Genomic DNA, 16,643 nt, shown 5'->3' with positions numbered 1-16,643 from the left:
GGATCTGGCGGGTGACTAAGAAGCGCGTAGACACTTCTTAGTCACAGGAGGTCAGCTGGCTTTGCTTAATTCGTGGGCCAGGAACTCGTCGTAAGTGCCTTGGAAGTCGTTAAAGCCTTGGTCCTTGATTTCAAGCACGCGAGTCGCGAGGGACGATACAAACTCACGGTCGTGGCTGGCGAAGATCAAGGTGCCGTCGTAGTGCTCCAGCGCCAAGTTAAGGGCTTCGATGGCTTCCATGTCCAAGTGGTTGGTGGGCTCATCCATGATCAAGACATTGGTGTCCATCATCATGAGTTTGCCAAACAGCAGGCGGTTTTTCTCACCACCGGAACATACCCGCGCCTTTTTATTGAAGTCGTCTGAAGAGAACAGCAGACGACCCAGGGTGGCGCGCACAATCTGGTCGTCGTGGTGGGGCTTGCGCCACCGGCTCATCCAGTCAAACAGATTGAGATCATTGTCGAAGTCATCGGTGCTGTCCTGCGGGCAGTAGCCGAGGCTGGCGTTTTCGGCCCATTTAACCACGCCTTCTTGAGCTTCTAGTTCTTTCATTAGGCAGCGTAAAAAGGTGGTTTTACCCGCGCCGTTTTCACCAATAACCGCGAGGCGAGTACCGGCGTCTAAGATCATGCTGCCTTTAGCGAACAGCGGCTCATCAAAACCGTGACCGATGTTCTCAAGAGTCAGTGCCGCGCGGTGCAGCTTCTTGTCTTGCTTAAAGCGAATATACGGCGAGGTTCGGCTAGAGGCTTTGATCTCGTCGAGCTGAATTTTGTCGATCTGCTTGGCCCGCGAGGTGGCCTGCTTGGCTTTAGAGGCGTTGGCCGAGAAGCGGCTAACAAACTGCTGCAGGTCGGCGATTTGCGCAGACTTCTTGGCGTTCTGAGACTGCAGGCGCTCACGCGCGGCGGTGGCTGCCGTCATGAAGTCGTCATAGTTGCCGGGGTAAACCCGCAGCTCGCCGTAGTCGATGTCGGCCATGTGGGTGCACACCGCGTTTAAAAAGTGACGGTCGTGAGAAATAATTACCATGGTGCTTTTGCGTTGGTTGAGTACATCTTCCAACCAGCGAATGGTGTTGATGTCGAGGTTGTTGGTAGGCTCGTCCAGCAGCAGTATATCTGGATCAGAGAACAGCGCCTGAGCCAGCAATACTCGCAGCTTCCAGCCCGGGGCGACTTCGCTCATAGGGCCAAAGTGCAGGCCAAGCTCAATACCGGCGCCCAGTAAGAATTCGCCAGCGCGGCTCTCGGCGCTATAGCCGTCCATTTCCATGAACTGAGTTTCCAGCTCGGCTACCTTCATGCCGTCTTCTTCGGACATCTCGGGCAGCGAGTAAATGCGGTCGCGCTCTTGCTTGATTTCCCACAGCTCGGTGTGGCCCATGATGACGGTATCGATGACCGAATACTGCTCAAAGGCAAACTGATCCTGGTGCAATTTACCGACGCGCTCATTGGGGTCGATAGACACGTTGCCGGAGCTGGGCTTCAGGCTGCCGTCGAGAATCTTCATGAACGTGGATTTGCCGCAGCCATTCGCGCCAATAAGGCCGTAGCGATTGCCGCCGCCAAATTTAACCGAGATGTTTTCGAATAATGGCTTGGCACCAAATTGCATGGTGATATTTGCTGTAGAGATCAAGAGGCTATTCCCGGACGCGTTAAACGTAATTTGTGATGGAGCGTGAAAAGAAGGGGGCCGTATTGTAAGGGTTTCGGGCCAAAAGGTCGAGGACGACAGTGCTGGTCAGGCGCGCCCTAGGCGATTAATCCGAGCCTTTGTGGAAAATTTACTGAATATTTCAGAATGTCTTGGAATTCAGGTATGTTGTGTAAAAAATGGCGTACACCCGATTGAGAAGCGTAAGCATGTCTGAAAATAGCGAAATTAAAAAGTCTCCCCTGTGCAGAACCATTGAAAAAGACGGTAAATCCGTGCGAGTTGATATTTATCAAGACGGTGATGGCAGCTGGGTTCTCGAGGTCTTCGACCAGTTTAATAACTCCACAATCTGGGAAGACGCTTTTGAATCAGATGCCGACGCGCTATTTGAGATAGAAGCTACGATTAAAGAAGAGGGCATAGACTGCCTGATTGGCCCTGTTGATGGCGGTGTAGTGTGATTGCAGTTTTCGCTAAGCGAATGCGATTGGGAGGCATAGGGTAATGGCGACAACCTTTCAGCCTGTTGCCCTCGTGACCGGTGGCGCCCAGCGAATTGGCGCCGAAATTTGCCGCCAGCTTCACAGTCGCGGCTATCGCGTTATTATTCATTACCGCCACTCTAGCGCAGCGGCCGAGCAGCTGCGCGATGCCTTAAACGATCTGCGCGCAGACTCGGCGACGGCAATGGCCGCCGACATGACGTCCTTCGCCGAGGTGCAGGCGCTGGCTAAAAATGCCCTTGGGGTTTGGCAGCGTGTTGACGTGCTAGTGAACAACGCCTCGGGCTTTTACCCCACGCCCATAGACGAGGCGACCGAGGCGGACTGGGATGCGCTAATGGGCAGTAATATCAAAGGCCCGTTTTTTCTGTCACAAGCCTTGGCGCCAGCACTACGGAATAGCGCTGGCTGCATTATTAATCTGGTCGATATTTACGCCAAAAACCCCCTGCCCAGTCACAGTATTTATTGCATGGCCAAGGCGGGGGTGGCGATGATGACCCAGTCTTTGGCGCTGGAGTTAGCGCCCGCTATTCGCGTGAATGGCATTTCGCCCGGCAATATATTGTGGCCCAATCACGCCTCAGCCTATTGGGAGCAAGAAAAACAAGCATTAGAAGAACGAGTGCCGCTTAAGCGCGAAGGGGAGGCTGGCGACATCGCCAAAACAGCGGTGTTTTTGGCGGCGGATGCCCCCTATATCACCGGCCAGATCATTGCCGTCGACGGTGGTCGCAGCCTAGCAATTTAGGCCAATAGCGGGTACAAGAGTGGGTTAAACCAAAATAGGTGCAGAATCCAATTGAATCTGTAAACCCAGTCTCCATATCTAGGTTGCTGGCTAATTATACTAACGAGGTGTGTCCATGCTTTACGATCTAACTGTCGTGCAGTTCAGTACTATGTTGTCTAATTTAAGCGTAATTTTAGATAAAGGCGCCGCATTTGCTGAGAGCAAAAAAATTGATGTCGACGCCTTGCTGACCTCGCGTTTGGCGCTGGATCAATTTAATTTAATCCGCCAAGTGCAAATTAGCTGCGACGCCGCCAAGCTGAGCGTGGCGCGCCTAACCGGCAAGGCCGATAGCGCCCCTAAGCATGAAGATTTTGAAACCACCATGGCTGAGCTTCAAGCGCGAATTAAATCGGTTCAGGACTACTTGGCGGGGTTTAGCGAAGCCGACTTTGACGGGGCCGAAGAGCGCAAGGTGGTATTGCCGTGGTTTGAGGGCAAGTACTTGCTTGGTAAGGATTTTGCCCAACGTTTTGCGATACCCAATTTCTATTTTCACGTCAGTACGGCCTACGCGATTCTTCGCCATCACGGCGTAGAGCTGGGCAAAATGGACTACCTTGGTGCAATCCCCTTCCAAGATTTGTAATAGCTTTTCATAAGGTGGGTGGCGTGTACGCTGCTCACCTGCAAATCAAGTATAGCTAAAACCTATCTATTCTATAATAACGATTGATTGGAGCTAATCTCACTGTTTCCCTAGTATGGTCACTGAGCTTAAGGCGCACAGCCTTTTTTATTATGACTACACAAGGAATCACAGCATGTTCCCAACGATTATCAATACCAAGGTTCAGCCCTTTAAAGCCACTGCCTACCACAATGGCGATTTTGTCGACGTCAGCGATGCTGATCTGTTAGGCAAGTGGTCTGTGCTGGTCTTCTACCCCGCTGACTTTACCTTTGTCTGCCCCACTGAGCTGGGCGATATGGCCGACCACTACGCGCAGTTGCAAGAAATGGGCGTAGAAGTTTACTCAGTGTCTACCGATACCCACTTTACCCACAAAGCGTGGCACGACAGCTCCGACACCATTGGCAAGATCCAATACCCAATGATTGGTGACCCAACGGGCAAGATCTCGCGCAATTTTGGCGTAATGATCGAGGAAGATGGTTTGGCACTGCGGGGCACGTTTGTTATTAACCCCGAGGGCGAAATTAAAGTCGCCGAGCTTCACGATCTTGGCATTGGCCGCTCAGCCAAAGAGCTAGTGCGTAAGGTGCAAGCTGCTCAATACGTTGCCGAGCACGATGGCGAAGTTTGCCCCGCAGCATGGCAGCCAGGTGAAGCGACACTGTCTCCTTCTTTGGACCTAGTTGGCAAAATTTAATACCCCATGTTGGCCCCGTTAGCGGGGCCTTTTTTACCAATTGAATATGTAAATTAAAACCGAATTCTAAGGTTCACGGGAGTCACCATGTTAGACGCGAAAATGAAAACCCAGTTGGAGGCGTACCTCCAAAATCTAAAAACACCGGTAGAGCTGGTCGCGTATCTCGATGGCCAAGATAAATCCCGGGAACTTGAAACCCTGATGAACGAGGTGTCTGCGCTATCGCCGCTGGTATCACTGGTTGAGGGTGACGATCAAGATGCACGTCGACCCGCTATGGGCGTGCGTTCCGTGGCCAGTGGCACCGAGATGCGTTTTGCTGGTGTGCCGCTTGGTCACGAATTTACCTCATTGGTGTTGGCGGTGCTGCACAGCGGCGGCCACCCCATGAAGATAGATAAAGAGCTGATTGAACAAGTGCGCAATCTTGACGGCGAATACCGTTTTGAGACCTACATTTCTTTGAGCTGCCAGACCTGCCCAGAGGTGGTTCAGGCGCTGAATATGATGGCGGCGATCAACCCCCAGATTCGCAATGAAATGATCGACGGCGCGATGTTCCAAGACGAAGTGGAAGCGCGAAAAGTGCTGGCGGTGCCAACCGTGTTTATGAACGGCCAACAGTTTTCTCAGGGCCGTATTAGCTTGGCCGATATCTTAAAGAAGATGGACAAAAACGCCGGTGCGAGAAGCCTTAAAAAACTCGCCGAGAAAGACATATTTGATATGTTAGTGGTTGGCGGTGGCCCCGCTGGCGCCTCGGCGGCAATCTACGCGGCCCGTAAAGGAATTCGCACAGGCGTGTTGGCCGATAAATTTGGCGGTCAATTATTAGATACCGTGAGTATCGAAAACTTTATTTCGGTGAACGAAACCGAAGGGCCAAAATTGGTCGCCAATCTCGAGGCTCACGTTGGCGCTTACGATGTGGATATTATGGCGGGCCACCAAGCTAGCGGCTTATCGGTAGCTGACGACGGCAGCATCGAGATCAGTGTCGAGGGTGGCGCGGTATTGCGTAGCCGTTCGGTGTTGCTGGCGACCGGTGCTCGCTGGCGCGAAATGAATGTGCCGGGCGAACAAGAATACCGTGGTAAGGGCGTGGCCTACTGCCCGCACTGTGACGGCCCGCTGTTTAAAGGTAAATCGGTTGCGGTGATTGGCGGTGGTAACTCGGGTATTGAGGCCGCCATCGACCTTGCGGGAATCACCGGCCACGTCACCGTGTTGGAGTTTGACAGCAAGCTTCGCGCTGACGAGGTTTTGCAGCGCAAGGCGCGCTCACTAAAGAACGTCGATATTATCACCAGCGCCCAAACCACCGAAGTGCTAGGTGACGGCGACCGAGTGATTGGTTTGGCGTATACCGACCGCCAAAGCGGCGAGAGCAAAACCATTAGTCTGGCGGGTATCTTTGTGCAGATTGGTTTGGTGCCCAACACCGAGTTTTTAAAAGGGGTGGTAGACCTTAGTCCGCGGGGCGAAATTGAAATTGGCGCACGCGGTGAAACTTCGGTGGCTGGTGTGTTTGCCGCTGGCGACGTCACCACCACGCCCTTTAAGCAGATTGTAATTGCAGTGGGCAGTGGCGCAACCGCCGCCTTGGGCGCCTTCGACTACTTGATTCGCCAGCCGGTGTTGGAAAACAGCGCCGAGCAAATTGCAAACCAAGCTGCTTAACCTCTATTTGGTATAAACACCCTGTTGCCCCTCACCGAGGGGCTTTTTTTTGACTAAACTCCACCCCCAAAAATATTTTAGCGAATACCCTGACAATTGCCTTGGCGGCGCGTTTATAGATATGACGATTAGCAAAACCTATCTTGCGACACATGGAGAGCCACATGAAATACGCCGCCAGTTTGTCACTACTTATTATCTTTGCGATAGCTTTTATATTTTTACGAGGGCCACAAGATTCACTCTTAGAAAGTCAGGGCACTTCAGAAATTTCCGCCCCAAATGAATTCGAACACCACGCGATAAACGAGCTTGCTGAGCCGCAGCGGAATGCTGTAAAGGACGAGGCCTATACATCTGCTATTGGCCTGGCAGCTCCCAAACCGGCATCTGAAAAGATGCTTGCGGAACATTTTGCTGGCGCTCAGGCAGCGGCTGCGCATGCTAAGCAAATAAAGGAGTCCGCCATGCTGGTCAGGCAGCGATCTCATTTTATCGCGGATACGGATTCCTCAATGAGCATCGCCCCACGAGATAGAGAAGGCTATGCCGCCAAAACCGAGAACCGCTTTTTGTCGGTGGCGCTATCGCCGCTATCCACCTTTGGGCTTGAAGTAGATTCGGCGAGTTACGCTAATATGCGTCGTCAAATCAATAACGGCCAAATCCCCGTGCCCGCCAGTGTGAGATTAGAGGAGCTGGTAAATTATTTTAATTACAACTTCCCTGCGCCAACAGGCAAGCATCCTATTGCGGTGATGTCAGATTACGCGGTAGCGCCGTGGAACCCTGCGCACCGCATTGCCATGATCGGCGTGAAGGCGGTGGACACCACCGCTAGCAGTGAGCGCGGCGCACGCATCACATTTTTACTCGACACCTCGGGCTCTATGAATAGCCCCAATAAATTGCCGCTGCTTATCCGCAGCTTTCAAACCTTGCTCTCGAATTTAAAGCAAGATGATCAGGTTGCGATTGTGACTTACGCGGGGAGTGCCGGAGTGGTATTGCCGCCCACGCCAGTTACCGAATCTAATCGCATTCAGCGGGCCTTGGCCAATCTTAGCGCACGTGGCTCTACCGCCGGTGGTGCAGGCATCGCCTTGGCCTATGATGTTGCCCGCAAGCAGTTTGATAGCAAGGCCACTAACCTAGTGATTCTCGCCACCGACGGCGACTTTAATGTTGGCGCCAGCAGCGACGGCGAGCTAAAAGCAATGATCGAGAAGCAGCGCGCCAGCGGCGTATTTCTGTCGGTGATTGGCATGGGCACTGGCAATTATCAAGACGCGAAAATGCAGGTCTTGGCCGAGGCCGGTAACGGCGTTGCGCATTATTTGGATTCCGACGCAGAAGCCCAGCGCTTGTTTGGCTCCGAGCTAAGCCGCACCCTACACATTGCGGCTAAAGACGTGAAAGTGCAGGTGGAGTTTAGCTTGGTACTGTCGCAGTCTGAGCATGCTGGTTCAGCCAGCTACGCGGCAGCCCTGCGCCGCGCAAGAGCGGTATTGCCGCTTATGCCAGATGACAAACGCAGCGAATTTATTGGTCTAATAGAAAGGCTCACCACTACTAGGATCGCCCAAGAGTGAAAGAAAAAGATATCGAAGACTGGCTCACCCAGCTTAAAAATCCGAGCGAGTGTGAGTCAGATCGCGAACAAGCGGTTATGGCCGCAATCAAGTCTGGGCTTAGTGCATCGCAGCAGTCTAGCGAGCTAGACCAGCTGGCTCTGCAGCGCCTGCATCGACGTATCGAGCAAGAAGGCCTTTACCAGCAGGCTAAGTATCAGCAACCTAAGGTGAAACGTGGCCGAAATTTACATCGCTATGGCTATGCTGCAGCGGTGTTAGCTGGCTTAGCGATTATGCTAGATCTGTCTGTTTTCAACGGCCCAACACGGCAGGCACTGCGCAGTGCAGCCGATTCCGACTCTGCGCAATTTAAGATGATGGCCGCCGCGCCACAAATGCGTAAAGACATCGCGGAAGAGGAGATGATCGAATCTAGGGCCGAGGCAATGTCTGGCGAGCAGTATCTGGCGGACGCTGCTAAAAATGAAGCGGCCGAAATGAGCAGCGCAATGGCGAAACGCGATCGCGTTGCCGCGGCGCCGTTAGCGAATGAACAACAGCAGGCTGCCCGCCAGAAAGGGGGCGTTGTCGCACACCGCCTAGTGGTAACTGACAAACAGTGGCAGGCACTAAGGGAACTTGCGGGTGAGGGCATCTCGTTAAAGCAGGGCGCCAACGCCGGTCATTGGCTATTGCAGCTTAATAGCGAAGCAGATGCACAGCGCTGGCAGAAAGCCTTGCCAGAGTCTGAGCGGAATAAACCGTGGCCAATTGCTCAGCGAATTGAATTTAAATTAGAGGTAGTCGAAACGCTGCGCGGTGACCGCAATGAATAATGCCGAGGTCGACGCGCTTATTGTGGATCTTCAGGCCGGAGGTGCCCAGCGCAAACACGCCGTAACCCAGCTCTATACAGAATTTTCTGGAAAATTTACCCGCTTCTTACAACTCCGTGGTGTGCCAGAGTCCGAGTCAGAAGACCTGATGCACGACATCTTTCTCGCCTTTATTAGACGCTGCGATGGCTTCACTCCGAGTGGGCAAGGGCGAGGCTGGCTGTGGTCAGTAGTGCGCTCAAAATTGGCGGATCGTTACCGGCAAGCGAGTAGAGAAAATACAGAAACCTATGACGATAACTGGGAGATCGAATCTGGAAGCTACGACGAAGCGCGACTGCAAGCCTGTATCGCAGGCCAAATGTCGGTATTTACCCGAGACTACCCCGAAGGCGCCCAAGCGCTATCGTGGGTGATTGATGATGAACTAGACCTGCGCTCAGTAGCAGAATTACTCGGCCGCAGTTACGGCGCTACCCGAGAATTTATGTCGCAAATACGGTCGCGGTTACGAGCCTATATAGACCCGTGTTTGGTGGGGTGAACTCTCTAGAATGTTAAGTATATGTGAGTTGGCATTGGCCCATTCCCCCTCTACCGTCACCCTGAGCGTGATTCAGAATCCAATACCGCCTAACTTGTTCTCAGACACGCGATCAGATGCCGTGACAAGTCCTGGATGACGGCTTTGCCATAATAGCGGACATAAAATCAAAGCTAGTTTGATTTGTGACTAGGTATTAGTATGATATTGTCATACCTTTCGAGCTGACGTAGGATCCGCCATGAGTATGCATCGGAAAACTATCACACTAACGGAACAACAAGAAAACTGGGTGAAGTGTCAGATTGATGGTGGGCATTTCGGCAACGACAGTGAATACATCCGCCATCTCATCAGACAGGATCAGCATTCCCAAGAGCGCCTTTTAGAGCTTAGGCAGGCGCTTAAGAAGGGTGAGGCCAGTGGCAAATCCCGTCCGCTAGATATGTCTGCTGTTAAAAGGGCTGGGCGTAAACTTATCAAGGCTGCTGAGTAGTGCTTGGCCTTGAAATAACGCCGGAGGCGGAATCCGATCTCGTCGATATTTGGGTCTACACTTGCAACGAGTGGGGTGTTGATCAGGCGGATAAGTACTTGGATCAATTGGAACGTGGCATCAATCAACTGATCGCTCATCCTGAACTGGGACTCGATTATAGTCACGTACTCCCTGGGTATCGCCAGCTTCACCAAGAGCACCATTTGGTATTTTATCGACTAGAAAAACACTACATTCTTATCGTTCGGGTGCTGCATGAGAGTATGGACGCACCTCGTCGAATTGCGGAATAGATATTAAGGGGCGTCTGAGATCGATCGACCAAGGGGCGCCATGATAGAGCGTCTGCCTACCAGTTCCGGAAATGCGCGCTTAGAGTAGTAATATGAAAGGCTCTAGCGTCACATAAGCGGACATTGGAAATGCTCTAATACATATACAAGCAGGCATTCCCTGACATCGCGGTCGTACGCGGAGCAATAGGTCGGATTGACGCTGCGTACGTAACGGCGTACGCTTAGGCCATATGGAGGAAGCTATGACCACACTTAATGCCACAGAAGCTCGTTCCAAGCTTTACGCGCTAATAGATGAAACGTCTAAAAGTCACCAACCTATTATTATTACTGGCAAGAGGGGCAACGCTGTTTTGCTGTCGGAAGACGACTGGAATGCCGTCAATGAGACACTTCATCTGCTATCCATTCCCGGTATGCGCGAATCTATCCGAGAAGGTATGGACGTCGAACTCGACAAGTGTAGTAAGAGCCTTGATTGGTGAGCTGGACTCTTTATTTCACTAAACAGGCTCAAAAAGATGCTCGAAAACTAGCGTCGTCCGGGCTAAAGGATAAGGCTCAGGAGCTGCTGAAAATTGTCGAAAGGAACCCGTATCAAAATCCTCCTCCCTATGAAAAATTAATTGGGGATTTAGCGGGCGCCTATTCTCGCCGAATAAACATCCAGCATCGCTTGGTATACCAAGTGTTGGAAGAGGAAAAAGCGATCAAAGTATTGAGGCTATGGACTCACTATGAGTAAAGCCTAAAACGGTAGAAATATCCCTAATAACGAAATACTGTTACTTCCAAACCTCCGCTTTCGATCAATTGGCGTCATGATTGAACGTCCACTTAATTACCAGATCAGGAAGTGGCCCCTTACATGCGCAGTGTTGATGGCCCTGGGGTCACAATAGCGGTCAGTCGCTGACTTTCTAATCATCAACGCGACTGCTCGAAAATAGGCGATCTGCTGGGCTCAAAACGCCTTTCCCACCTCGATTTACAACATGAGTATAAATTTCCGTTGTTGAAATGTCAGAATGCCCTAACAATTCTTGAATAGTGCGCAAATCATAACCCGCTTCCAAAAGGTGTGTCGCAAAACTATGCCTAAAGCTGTGGGCCCGCGCAGGCTTATTGATTGCGGCTGCCCGTACAGCATGACGAATATGTCTTCCTAGCGCTGTCGGGTGCAAGTGATGCCGTCTAAAAACACCTGATCGCGGGTCTTTGCCAATGCGACTAGCGGGGAATAAGTATTGCCAAGCAATTTCCTTCGCTGCGCTAGGGGATTTTCGATTTAAGGCGTTTGGTAAATACACCTCACCAAAACCATCTGCCAAATCTTCCTCGTGCAGTAACTCGACCCGTGCAATCTGGCGCTTCAGCTCCGGTATCAATTGATGCGGTAACATGGTGGACCGATCTTTATCGCCTTTACCTGAGCGCACGATAATGTTGTTGCTACTAAAATCGATATCTTTGATGCGAAGCGCCAATAACTCAGCACTTCGTAAACCACTTCCATAAAGTAACGCCACCATTAATTTTTGGGGGCCGCGAAGCTGAACTAGAATTGATTCTATTTCGCCACGGCTATAGACCACCGGCAATCGCCTTGAAGCGCGTGCTTGCGTCCTCTAAGGCTAATCCGAAAAATCGTCTGTATAGATATATCAGTGCATTCAGTGCAACTTTCTGCGTCGCCACTGCGCAATGGCGATTTATTGCCAAATGACTTAAAAACGCTTTGATATGCCGCGCACCAAGGTCTTTGGGGTGCTGTTTGTTATGGAAATAAATGAAGTGCTTGACCCAATAAACATAGGTTTGCTCGGTGGGGTAAGACAGCCCTACGCTCCGAATATGGTACCGTAATTGGTCAATAAAACGCGCTGGGCGTTCTGGTATGTGGTGCCTGATGTCATCCATAACAAAGCTCCAAAATACTGATCATATGTACAGTAGTTGAGAGTATCAGAGCTGTCAAACCCGTATTCAACAGCATGGCGCTCACTAAACGCGATATGGTTCTCTTAAGTAATTGATTTTTATTTAGAAGTGATTATGATCAGAGCCAAAGGATTCCACATCAAATGCAGGATGCACGCAAATGAAAAAATCATTTCAGACTTACTATCGCCCTGATTCAAATAGAATTATCCTCCTTAATCATCTCAATACTTAGACTCGCTATGTACACGAGTTATAAAGCACAACGCATTTGAATTCACTGTTAGAGATGGGGGTTCCAAATCATGTATCGGCAGTATGATCTTGATGCTCAAGCTGGCGCGGAAGCATTCGATCGAGACCTAAATGGGCTGTCCTACACGTATGGCTTTGGGTTCTCCGCCGTTTCCGTAGAGGCGGCCTTTAAAAACTACTATGAACAAGATCGACTGATTTACTACATGGCGGTTGACTTAAAGCTAAATCTCTACAATTTGTTTAGTACTATCAGGGAATTGGAAGCGTTGCGTTCGCGTAGCTGTATGCAGGAAATGTTCTCCTTTCATAATAAGTGGGTTAACTTTGTCGCGGTTTATCGATCTTTCTACGATAAATTTATGAATGTCGCGGTTAAAGCGGGATACCCTGAAAAATACGATTCGTTTGATCGGGCAAGAAGTAAAGCGAAGACATTTCGAAAGATTGCTCTCGAAAACGGCGCAGTTTATTTAGAGAAGGTTGAGATGTTCTTAGCGTTCCCAGAAGAGTTTGTCTTGTGGACTAATGAATTCATCAACAAGATTAATGACCAGTACCGCACTGCAGAACTACATGGGAGTGGCAAGGCAAGAAAGTGGGTGTTTACAGAAAGCGACCTGTCTCGAACTCCCTACGCTGACCTTCAGGATCTTGTCAATCATATGGGGCAGTTTATCAATATATTGGGATGTATATTCTCAGGCCGAGAATTTGCTGAACTTCTGGAGAAAGAGCTTGCGCCGTAATATTTCTAACAAGAAAAGGCAGAGCGACGCCAAAAAGCGGCGCGCTTGCTTTTGGCGTTATGCGCATGGAAAAAGCAAACTATGAGTAATATCCCAGAAGGATTTGAGCCAATTTTCAGAAGCAGTCCATATTTGGAGTTATTAGGCCCTATATTTAATAAGAAAACGGAAAATGGATTGGTAATAGGATTACGAGCTGAAGAAAAGCATTGTAATGCTAGAGAACAAGTACATGGTGGAGTTTTTAGTAGCCTCGCCGATATTGCTCTTGGGTATAATGCAGCTTTTTCAGGTGATTCTCCTGTTCCAATCGTTACGGCAAGTCTCACTATAGATTATGCTGGGTCAGCTAAACTAGGTGATTGGATTGAAATAGAAACTGACTTACAAAAAGTTGGTCGTAAAATGGCGTTCGCTAATTGCTATTTTATTGTAAATACAAAACGTATTGCGCGGGCTAGTGGTGTATTTACAGTCATCAGCGCATAACAAACGGCTCAATCGGAAAAATGTTCGCTGTCACCTTTTATGCAAAAAAACGCATAAAAGCCGCCATCAAAAATCTGCTCGGTGAACCGAGTGTTGATGCTGTATAAAAATCTACAGACTTCTATCTAGTTCGGAATTTTTGGCCGTCCGCTTTTTACCAGTAGCAGCAATGTATCAATCTGCAGCAGCGCTGATTTTAAACCGAAATAGCCACTCTGCGGGGCTATAACTATATCTCCAGGTAAACAAAAAAGGCGAGGGCCCGAAAGCGCTCGCCTTTTTAATAACTAACCGCTTAGCTTGCTTTTTCAATGCTGATAATTTCTTGGGTTTTGGCATTGATAAAGCATTCGGCGCGATAGGCGGATTGCTCTGGAGACTGAATCAGCAATTGTACTTTACGGGAGTTTGATGGCCCGCTAATGCCTTTGAAGCGCGCGCGAACGGCGTCGCCGTTTTCACTGAATTTCTCCACGGTGCTGTCTTTGCAGGCGGCGACTAAGTCTTTGGTGGCTTCACCGGCGTGGGCGCTATTCAGTGCGCCAATGACTAGACCAAAGGTAAGCAGTATGTGTTGGATTGTTTTCATGATGGCATTCTCTTGTCAGTGTGGTTTCTGCCGTGGCAGGTAATTTGGTAACAAATTGCTTTGTATTGGTAACGTGGTCAGTGTAGGTTGTGCGTATATAATGGTAAATAGCCAAAAACACACATGTATGGTGCAAATATGCAGGCGATGGATTGGAGTGATGTGCATTACTGCTTGGCAGTGATCCAAGAGGGTTCGGTGACAGCCGCGGCGAAGAAGCTGGGTGTTAATCACACCACGGTGTCTCGGCGTATAAGCGCGTTGGAGAAAACCCTGCACGCGTCTTTGTTTGATCGCTCTACCTCGGGTTGGTCGGTGACCCCGGTGGGGGAGTCTATTTTGCCCAATCTGGAGCAGATGCAAGAGGCCGCGAGTGCCATAGAGCGCAGCGTGCATGCCGACCGCAAGGACCTTAATGGCACGCTGCGGATTACGGCATTGGATGTGTGTATTCAGCGCATTTTGTTGCCGGGCCTGAAGGCCTTCAGCGAAAAATACCCCAGTATTCATGTGGAGCTATTGGCGTCAGAAGAGGCCTTGGATTTGTCGGTGCATGCGGCGGATATCGCTTTTCGCACTACCAATAATCCGCCGCCGAATGTGGTTGGCAAGAAAATCGCCGATTTCAATTATGGGGTTTATGCCACCAAAAGCGCGTGGGAGGATTATATGGCGGGGCGCGGCGATGTGGGCGCGATTTCGTGGATGTTAGACGGCAATGCAATTCCCGAATGGCTGCGGCAAAGCTACCCTGATATGCCGATTCGCTATCGCTCTAACTCCTTGAATGTGATTTATGATTTAGTCAGGCAGGGCAGCGGCTTTGCTGAAATACCCTGTTCTCTGGGCAATAGCGATCCCGATTTAATCAAAATTCCCGCGCAGGGTGTCATGGAGCCGATGGGCTTTTGGTTGCTGACGAACCTTGATTTGCGCACTACTGCCAGAATTCGAATTTTTCGCGACTTTATGCTGGATTACTTACAACCCATAGTCGAGCGATTCGAGTCGCAGTCTGCCTTGTGAGGTATTTTATTTAGAAGGGGTGTTAAACGATATCTATTTGGGTTCGGGCTAGCGATGCCATGACTTTGCTGAGCAATTCGGGTTGTGAGCGCACGCCAAGCTTGGAGAAAACTGCCTTAAGGTGGGAGCGTATGGTGCTGTCTTTTACGCCCATTGCCTCTGCTATTTCTTTAACCACTAGGCCCTTACAAAGTAAGCGTGTTACACCGGCTTCGGTACTGGTTAGTTCGTATAAAATTTCCAGCCCCGCTAGGTCAATATTTACATTAGCATCGCTATTCTTTATTTGCAGGAGCACGCCAAGCTCCTGGGTGCCGGGCACGAGGCTCGGTAGCAGATGGGGCTCTACACTAATTTGATATTGCTCGGTACGGGCATAATTTCGGCAGGAGGCTGCGCGATTATGAGTGAAGTCCTGCAAATTATTCATAAGCTGGGCTACGGTGTTGCGCAGTTTATGGGGCCGAAAAGACAATTTTCCCCCAGTTATACACGCCACGTCTTGGCGTAATAGGTCTTCTGCCAGTGTATTTTGCGAGACAATCGACGTGTCTGGGCGCAGCAAATAGGCCGCGCTGTCCATAATATTGGTGATTGAGTCGAAGCCACTTTGCAGTGATTCTAAGGCGATATTGCGTTTGTATATGGCCAGCGCATTTTGTAAGTGGGGAACAAAGAGGTTGAGGGTTTCAAGCTCTTTGCTGTTAAAGGGTTTGTGCTGGTGACCGCGCTGAATGGTCACGCGAAAAGCTTGGCCGATTTTGGGGCTTTCAATATAAGCGCCACAGGCGTAACGGATATCGAGGGGCTTGGTGTAGTCTGCGTAAAACTCGGAAGATAAAAAGTGACGATCTGGGACGATATCACTGCTATGAAACTGGAATAGCGGCATATCAGCCATGGCCTCTGCCCAGATATCGGTATGAATATAATGCTCACCATATACTTGAAGTTCGTCATCGTTCAAATGACGCGATAAAACCATGTCGGTCGCGTGGGTTTGAATCTCTTCAAACATCAGCGTTGTGGAGCGCGATGGGATTTCGGTTTCGAGCATGGCAAAAAAGGCCATCCAGCCTTCGGCTTGGTGGGCGTGTCGATAAAGTTCACCGATCAGCTGGGATAATTTACTGCTCTGCATTATCTTTTGTTGGCTGTCCCCACAACTTTTAACTCACTTCCTGTGGGTCGCTACAGCTGCTGTCCGTTGCATCTCCCCAATCTAGGGGAGGCATCAAATAAACTATACCGTTAGATTACAAGCTGAGCAAATTTAGTAGGTGCTATCAAAGCTCGCTGGCTCGCAGGGATGTGGATATCTGGTGTGTTGATAATGCCCCACTGGATTTGCGTATGGAAAAGCATCTGATTATTCAATGCTGCTAGCACGGAAGCTCCCTATTGTTTAACAGTTGATGCGCCAGATATTGAGCGTTGTGGTCGCTAAAACTTATGAAATTCAATTAGGATATATTGTGAAAAGAAGAAAGTTTATATTGGCTGTTTCTGCGCTACCCGCTGCGTTTTTGCCCGTTTCAGCGGTCGCTGGTTGTTTGCAGTATCAAACCTCTACAGTGAGGTGCGGCACCTGCGGCGGCGATGGTCGCGAAGACTCCGGAAGTAGAATTGGCCTGCCTCGCAGTGAATGGAAAAACAAGCATACCTGCCGGGCCTGCGGTGGCAGTGGGACTATCCAGAAAAGAAGGTGTGTAAGCTATGATAGGCCGAAATCTTCAGGTGGCTATCAAAAATAGATGCCCTTAAAAAGGCGGCGCACTAGTCTAACGACTGCATCGCTGCCTTTTTAAGTCTCTGCACGTACACCCGCGGCTTTTGATAAGTGCGGATCAATGTGTTGTCTAAT

At 50.1% G+C, this 16,643-nt stretch carries 20 protein-coding genes; 15 read left to right on the top strand and 5 right to left on the bottom strand.

Annotation, left to right across the window (positions count from 1 at the left end):
- Nucleotides 1-51: 51 nt before the first annotated feature.
- The gene (locus AZF00_RS17225) at nucleotides 52-1,647 is read right to left on the bottom strand and encodes an ABC-F family ATPase (protein WP_040804026.1); all 1,596 of its coding nucleotides are present in this window, start codon (nucleotides 1,645-1,647) and stop codon (nucleotides 52-54) included.
- Between the two features lie 227 nt (nucleotides 1,648-1,874).
- On the opposite strand from AZF00_RS17225, the gene AZF00_RS17220 reads away from it, so the two are divergent.
- From AZF00_RS17220 to AZF00_RS17165, 12 genes are all read left to right on the top strand, one after another.
- Nucleotides 1,875-2,129 (top strand): hypothetical protein, encoded by a 255-nt coding sequence (locus tag AZF00_RS17220; protein WP_008252556.1) that lies wholly within the window; start codon nucleotides 1,875-1,877, stop codon nucleotides 2,127-2,129.
- Between the two features lie 43 nt (nucleotides 2,130-2,172).
- A complete protein-coding gene (locus AZF00_RS17215; RefSeq protein WP_008252554.1) occupies nucleotides 2,173-2,922 on the top strand; it encodes a pteridine reductase in 750 nt (249 codons plus the stop codon).
- A gap of 115 nt (nucleotides 2,923-3,037) precedes the next feature.
- Nucleotides 3,038-3,553, top strand: a complete 516-nt coding sequence (locus AZF00_RS17210) for a DUF1993 domain-containing protein (RefSeq protein WP_008252552.1) — start codon at nucleotides 3,038-3,040, stop codon at nucleotides 3,551-3,553.
- Between the two features lie 175 nt (nucleotides 3,554-3,728).
- The gene (gene ahpC, locus AZF00_RS17205) at nucleotides 3,729-4,298 is read left to right on the top strand and encodes an alkyl hydroperoxide reductase subunit C (RefSeq protein ID WP_008252550.1); all 570 of its coding nucleotides are present in this window, start codon (nucleotides 3,729-3,731) and stop codon (nucleotides 4,296-4,298) included.
- Nucleotides 4,299-4,385: 87 nt separating this feature from the next.
- The gene (gene ahpF / locus AZF00_RS17200) at nucleotides 4,386-5,981 is read left to right on the top strand and encodes an alkyl hydroperoxide reductase subunit F (protein WP_008252549.1); all 1,596 of its coding nucleotides are present in this window, start codon (nucleotides 4,386-4,388) and stop codon (nucleotides 5,979-5,981) included.
- A 164-nt stretch (nucleotides 5,982-6,145) separates the two neighbouring features.
- The gene (locus AZF00_RS17195) at nucleotides 6,146-7,573 is read left to right on the top strand and encodes a vWA domain-containing protein (RefSeq protein WP_008252547.1); all 1,428 of its coding nucleotides are present in this window, start codon (nucleotides 6,146-6,148) and stop codon (nucleotides 7,571-7,573) included.
- Nucleotides 7,570-8,391, top strand: coding sequence for a hypothetical protein (locus AZF00_RS17190; RefSeq protein WP_008252545.1), 822 nt, complete (start codon nucleotides 7,570-7,572; stop codon nucleotides 8,389-8,391). The genes AZF00_RS17195 and AZF00_RS17190 overlap by 4 nt, the downstream gene beginning before the upstream one ends.
- Entirely contained in the window at nucleotides 8,384-8,935 is a 552-nt protein-coding gene (locus AZF00_RS17185) for an RNA polymerase sigma factor (RefSeq protein WP_008252543.1), read from the top strand. The genes AZF00_RS17190 and AZF00_RS17185 overlap by 8 nt, the downstream gene beginning before the upstream one ends.
- 241 nt (nucleotides 8,936-9,176) lie before the next feature.
- On the top strand, nucleotides 9,177-9,431 hold the full coding sequence (locus tag AZF00_RS17180) for a type II toxin-antitoxin system ParD family antitoxin (RefSeq protein ID WP_008252542.1): 255 nt from the start codon (nucleotides 9,177-9,179) through the stop codon (nucleotides 9,429-9,431).
- Nucleotides 9,431-9,727: a type II toxin-antitoxin system RelE/ParE family toxin gene (locus AZF00_RS17175; RefSeq protein ID WP_008252541.1), complete on the top strand. Its 297-nt coding sequence runs from the start codon at nucleotides 9,431-9,433 to the stop codon at nucleotides 9,725-9,727. The genes AZF00_RS17180 and AZF00_RS17175 overlap by 1 nt, the downstream gene beginning before the upstream one ends.
- A 245-nt stretch (nucleotides 9,728-9,972) precedes the next feature.
- Nucleotides 9,973-10,215, top strand: a complete 243-nt coding sequence (locus AZF00_RS17170) for a type II toxin-antitoxin system Phd/YefM family antitoxin (RefSeq protein WP_008252540.1) — start codon at nucleotides 9,973-9,975, stop codon at nucleotides 10,213-10,215.
- Nucleotides 10,212-10,475 carry a Txe/YoeB family addiction module toxin gene (locus AZF00_RS17165; RefSeq protein WP_008252539.1) on the top strand — a complete coding sequence of 88 codons (264 nt, stop codon included), beginning with the start codon at nucleotides 10,212-10,214 and terminating at the stop codon, nucleotides 10,473-10,475. Before AZF00_RS17170 ends, AZF00_RS17165 begins: the two co-directional genes overlap by 4 nt.
- 175 nt (nucleotides 10,476-10,650) lie before the next feature.
- On the opposite strand, the gene AZF00_RS17160 is transcribed toward AZF00_RS17165, so the two are convergent.
- Together AZF00_RS17160 and AZF00_RS19670 are read right to left on the bottom strand one after the other, a co-directional pair.
- On the bottom strand, nucleotides 10,651-11,325 hold the full coding sequence (locus AZF00_RS17160) for an integron integrase (protein ID WP_008252537.1): 675 nt from the start codon (nucleotides 11,323-11,325) through the stop codon (nucleotides 10,651-10,653).
- Nucleotides 11,315-11,650, bottom strand: coding sequence for a site-specific integrase (locus tag AZF00_RS19670; protein ID WP_008252536.1), 336 nt, complete (start codon nucleotides 11,648-11,650; stop codon nucleotides 11,315-11,317). Before AZF00_RS19670 ends, AZF00_RS17160 begins: the two co-directional genes overlap by 11 nt.
- Nucleotides 11,651-11,976: 326 nt before the next feature.
- Here AZF00_RS19670 and AZF00_RS17155 point away from each other — a divergent pair, with 326 nt between their 5' ends.
- Together AZF00_RS17155 and AZF00_RS17150 are read left to right on the top strand one after the other, a co-directional pair.
- Nucleotides 11,977-12,675: a hypothetical protein gene (locus AZF00_RS17155; RefSeq protein ID WP_008252535.1), complete on the top strand. Its 699-nt coding sequence runs from the start codon at nucleotides 11,977-11,979 to the stop codon at nucleotides 12,673-12,675.
- Nucleotides 12,676-12,756: 81 nt separating this feature from the next.
- Nucleotides 12,757-13,164: a PaaI family thioesterase gene (locus tag AZF00_RS17150; RefSeq protein ID WP_008252534.1), complete on the top strand. Its 408-nt coding sequence runs from the start codon at nucleotides 12,757-12,759 to the stop codon at nucleotides 13,162-13,164.
- Nucleotides 13,165-13,459: 295 nt separating this feature from the next.
- Here AZF00_RS17150 and AZF00_RS17145 read toward each other — a convergent pair whose 3' ends face one another.
- On the bottom strand, nucleotides 13,460-13,753 hold the full coding sequence (locus AZF00_RS17145; RefSeq protein ID WP_008252533.1) for a hypothetical protein: 294 nt from the start codon (nucleotides 13,751-13,753) through the stop codon (nucleotides 13,460-13,462).
- 138 nt (nucleotides 13,754-13,891) lie between these two features.
- Here AZF00_RS17145 and AZF00_RS17140 point away from each other — a divergent pair, with 138 nt between their 5' ends.
- Nucleotides 13,892-14,779, top strand: a complete 888-nt coding sequence (locus AZF00_RS17140) for a LysR family transcriptional regulator (RefSeq protein ID WP_197465680.1) — start codon at nucleotides 13,892-13,894, stop codon at nucleotides 14,777-14,779.
- Nucleotides 14,780-14,801: 22 nt separating this feature from the next.
- Here the strand turns inward: AZF00_RS17140 and AZF00_RS17135 are convergent, their stop codons facing one another.
- On the bottom strand, nucleotides 14,802-15,920 hold the full coding sequence (locus AZF00_RS17135; protein WP_008252531.1) for a helix-turn-helix transcriptional regulator: 1,119 nt from the start codon (nucleotides 15,918-15,920) through the stop codon (nucleotides 14,802-14,804).
- Between the last annotated feature and the right edge of the window lie 723 nt (nucleotides 15,921-16,643).

The organism is Zhongshania aliphaticivorans (genome assembly GCF_001586255.1).
GTDB classification, from domain to species: Bacteria; Pseudomonadota; Gammaproteobacteria; order Pseudomonadales; family Spongiibacteraceae; genus Spongiibacter; species Spongiibacter aliphaticivorans.
This window is presented reverse-complemented; position numbering and strand designations above follow the sequence as displayed.

Coding starts and splice junctions, on each gene's coding strand:
- AZF00_RS19670 (WP_008252536.1), bottom strand. CDS start 11,650: ATGGATGACATCAGGCACCACATACCAGAACGCCCAGCGCGTTTTATT.
- AZF00_RS17220 (WP_008252556.1), top strand. CDS start 1,875: ATGTCTGAAAATAGCGAAATTAAAAAGTCTCCCCTGTGCAGAACCATT.
- AZF00_RS17195 (WP_008252547.1), top strand. CDS start 6,146: ATGAAATACGCCGCCAGTTTGTCACTACTTATTATCTTTGCGATAGCT.
- ahpF (WP_008252549.1), top strand. CDS start 4,386: ATGTTAGACGCGAAAATGAAAACCCAGTTGGAGGCGTACCTCCAAAAT.
- AZF00_RS17185 (WP_008252543.1), top strand. CDS start 8,384: ATGAATAATGCCGAGGTCGACGCGCTTATTGTGGATCTTCAGGCCGGA.
- AZF00_RS17150 (WP_008252534.1), top strand. CDS start 12,757: ATGAGTAATATCCCAGAAGGATTTGAGCCAATTTTCAGAAGCAGTCCA.
- AZF00_RS17170 (WP_008252540.1), top strand. CDS start 9,973: ATGACCACACTTAATGCCACAGAAGCTCGTTCCAAGCTTTACGCGCTA.
- AZF00_RS17155 (WP_008252535.1), top strand. CDS start 11,977: ATGTATCGGCAGTATGATCTTGATGCTCAAGCTGGCGCGGAAGCATTC.
- AZF00_RS17135 (WP_008252531.1), bottom strand. CDS start 15,920: ATGCAGAGCAGTAAATTATCCCAGCTGATCGGTGAACTTTATCGACAC.
- AZF00_RS17215 (WP_008252554.1), top strand. CDS start 2,173: ATGGCGACAACCTTTCAGCCTGTTGCCCTCGTGACCGGTGGCGCCCAG.
- AZF00_RS17210 (WP_008252552.1), top strand. CDS start 3,038: ATGCTTTACGATCTAACTGTCGTGCAGTTCAGTACTATGTTGTCTAAT.
- AZF00_RS17145 (WP_008252533.1), bottom strand. CDS start 13,753: ATGAAAACAATCCAACACATACTGCTTACCTTTGGTCTAGTCATTGGC.
- AZF00_RS17180 (WP_008252542.1), top strand. CDS start 9,177: ATGAGTATGCATCGGAAAACTATCACACTAACGGAACAACAAGAAAAC.
- ahpC (WP_008252550.1), top strand. CDS start 3,729: ATGTTCCCAACGATTATCAATACCAAGGTTCAGCCCTTTAAAGCCACT.
- AZF00_RS17140 (WP_197465680.1), top strand. CDS start 13,892: ATGCAGGCGATGGATTGGAGTGATGTGCATTACTGCTTGGCAGTGATC.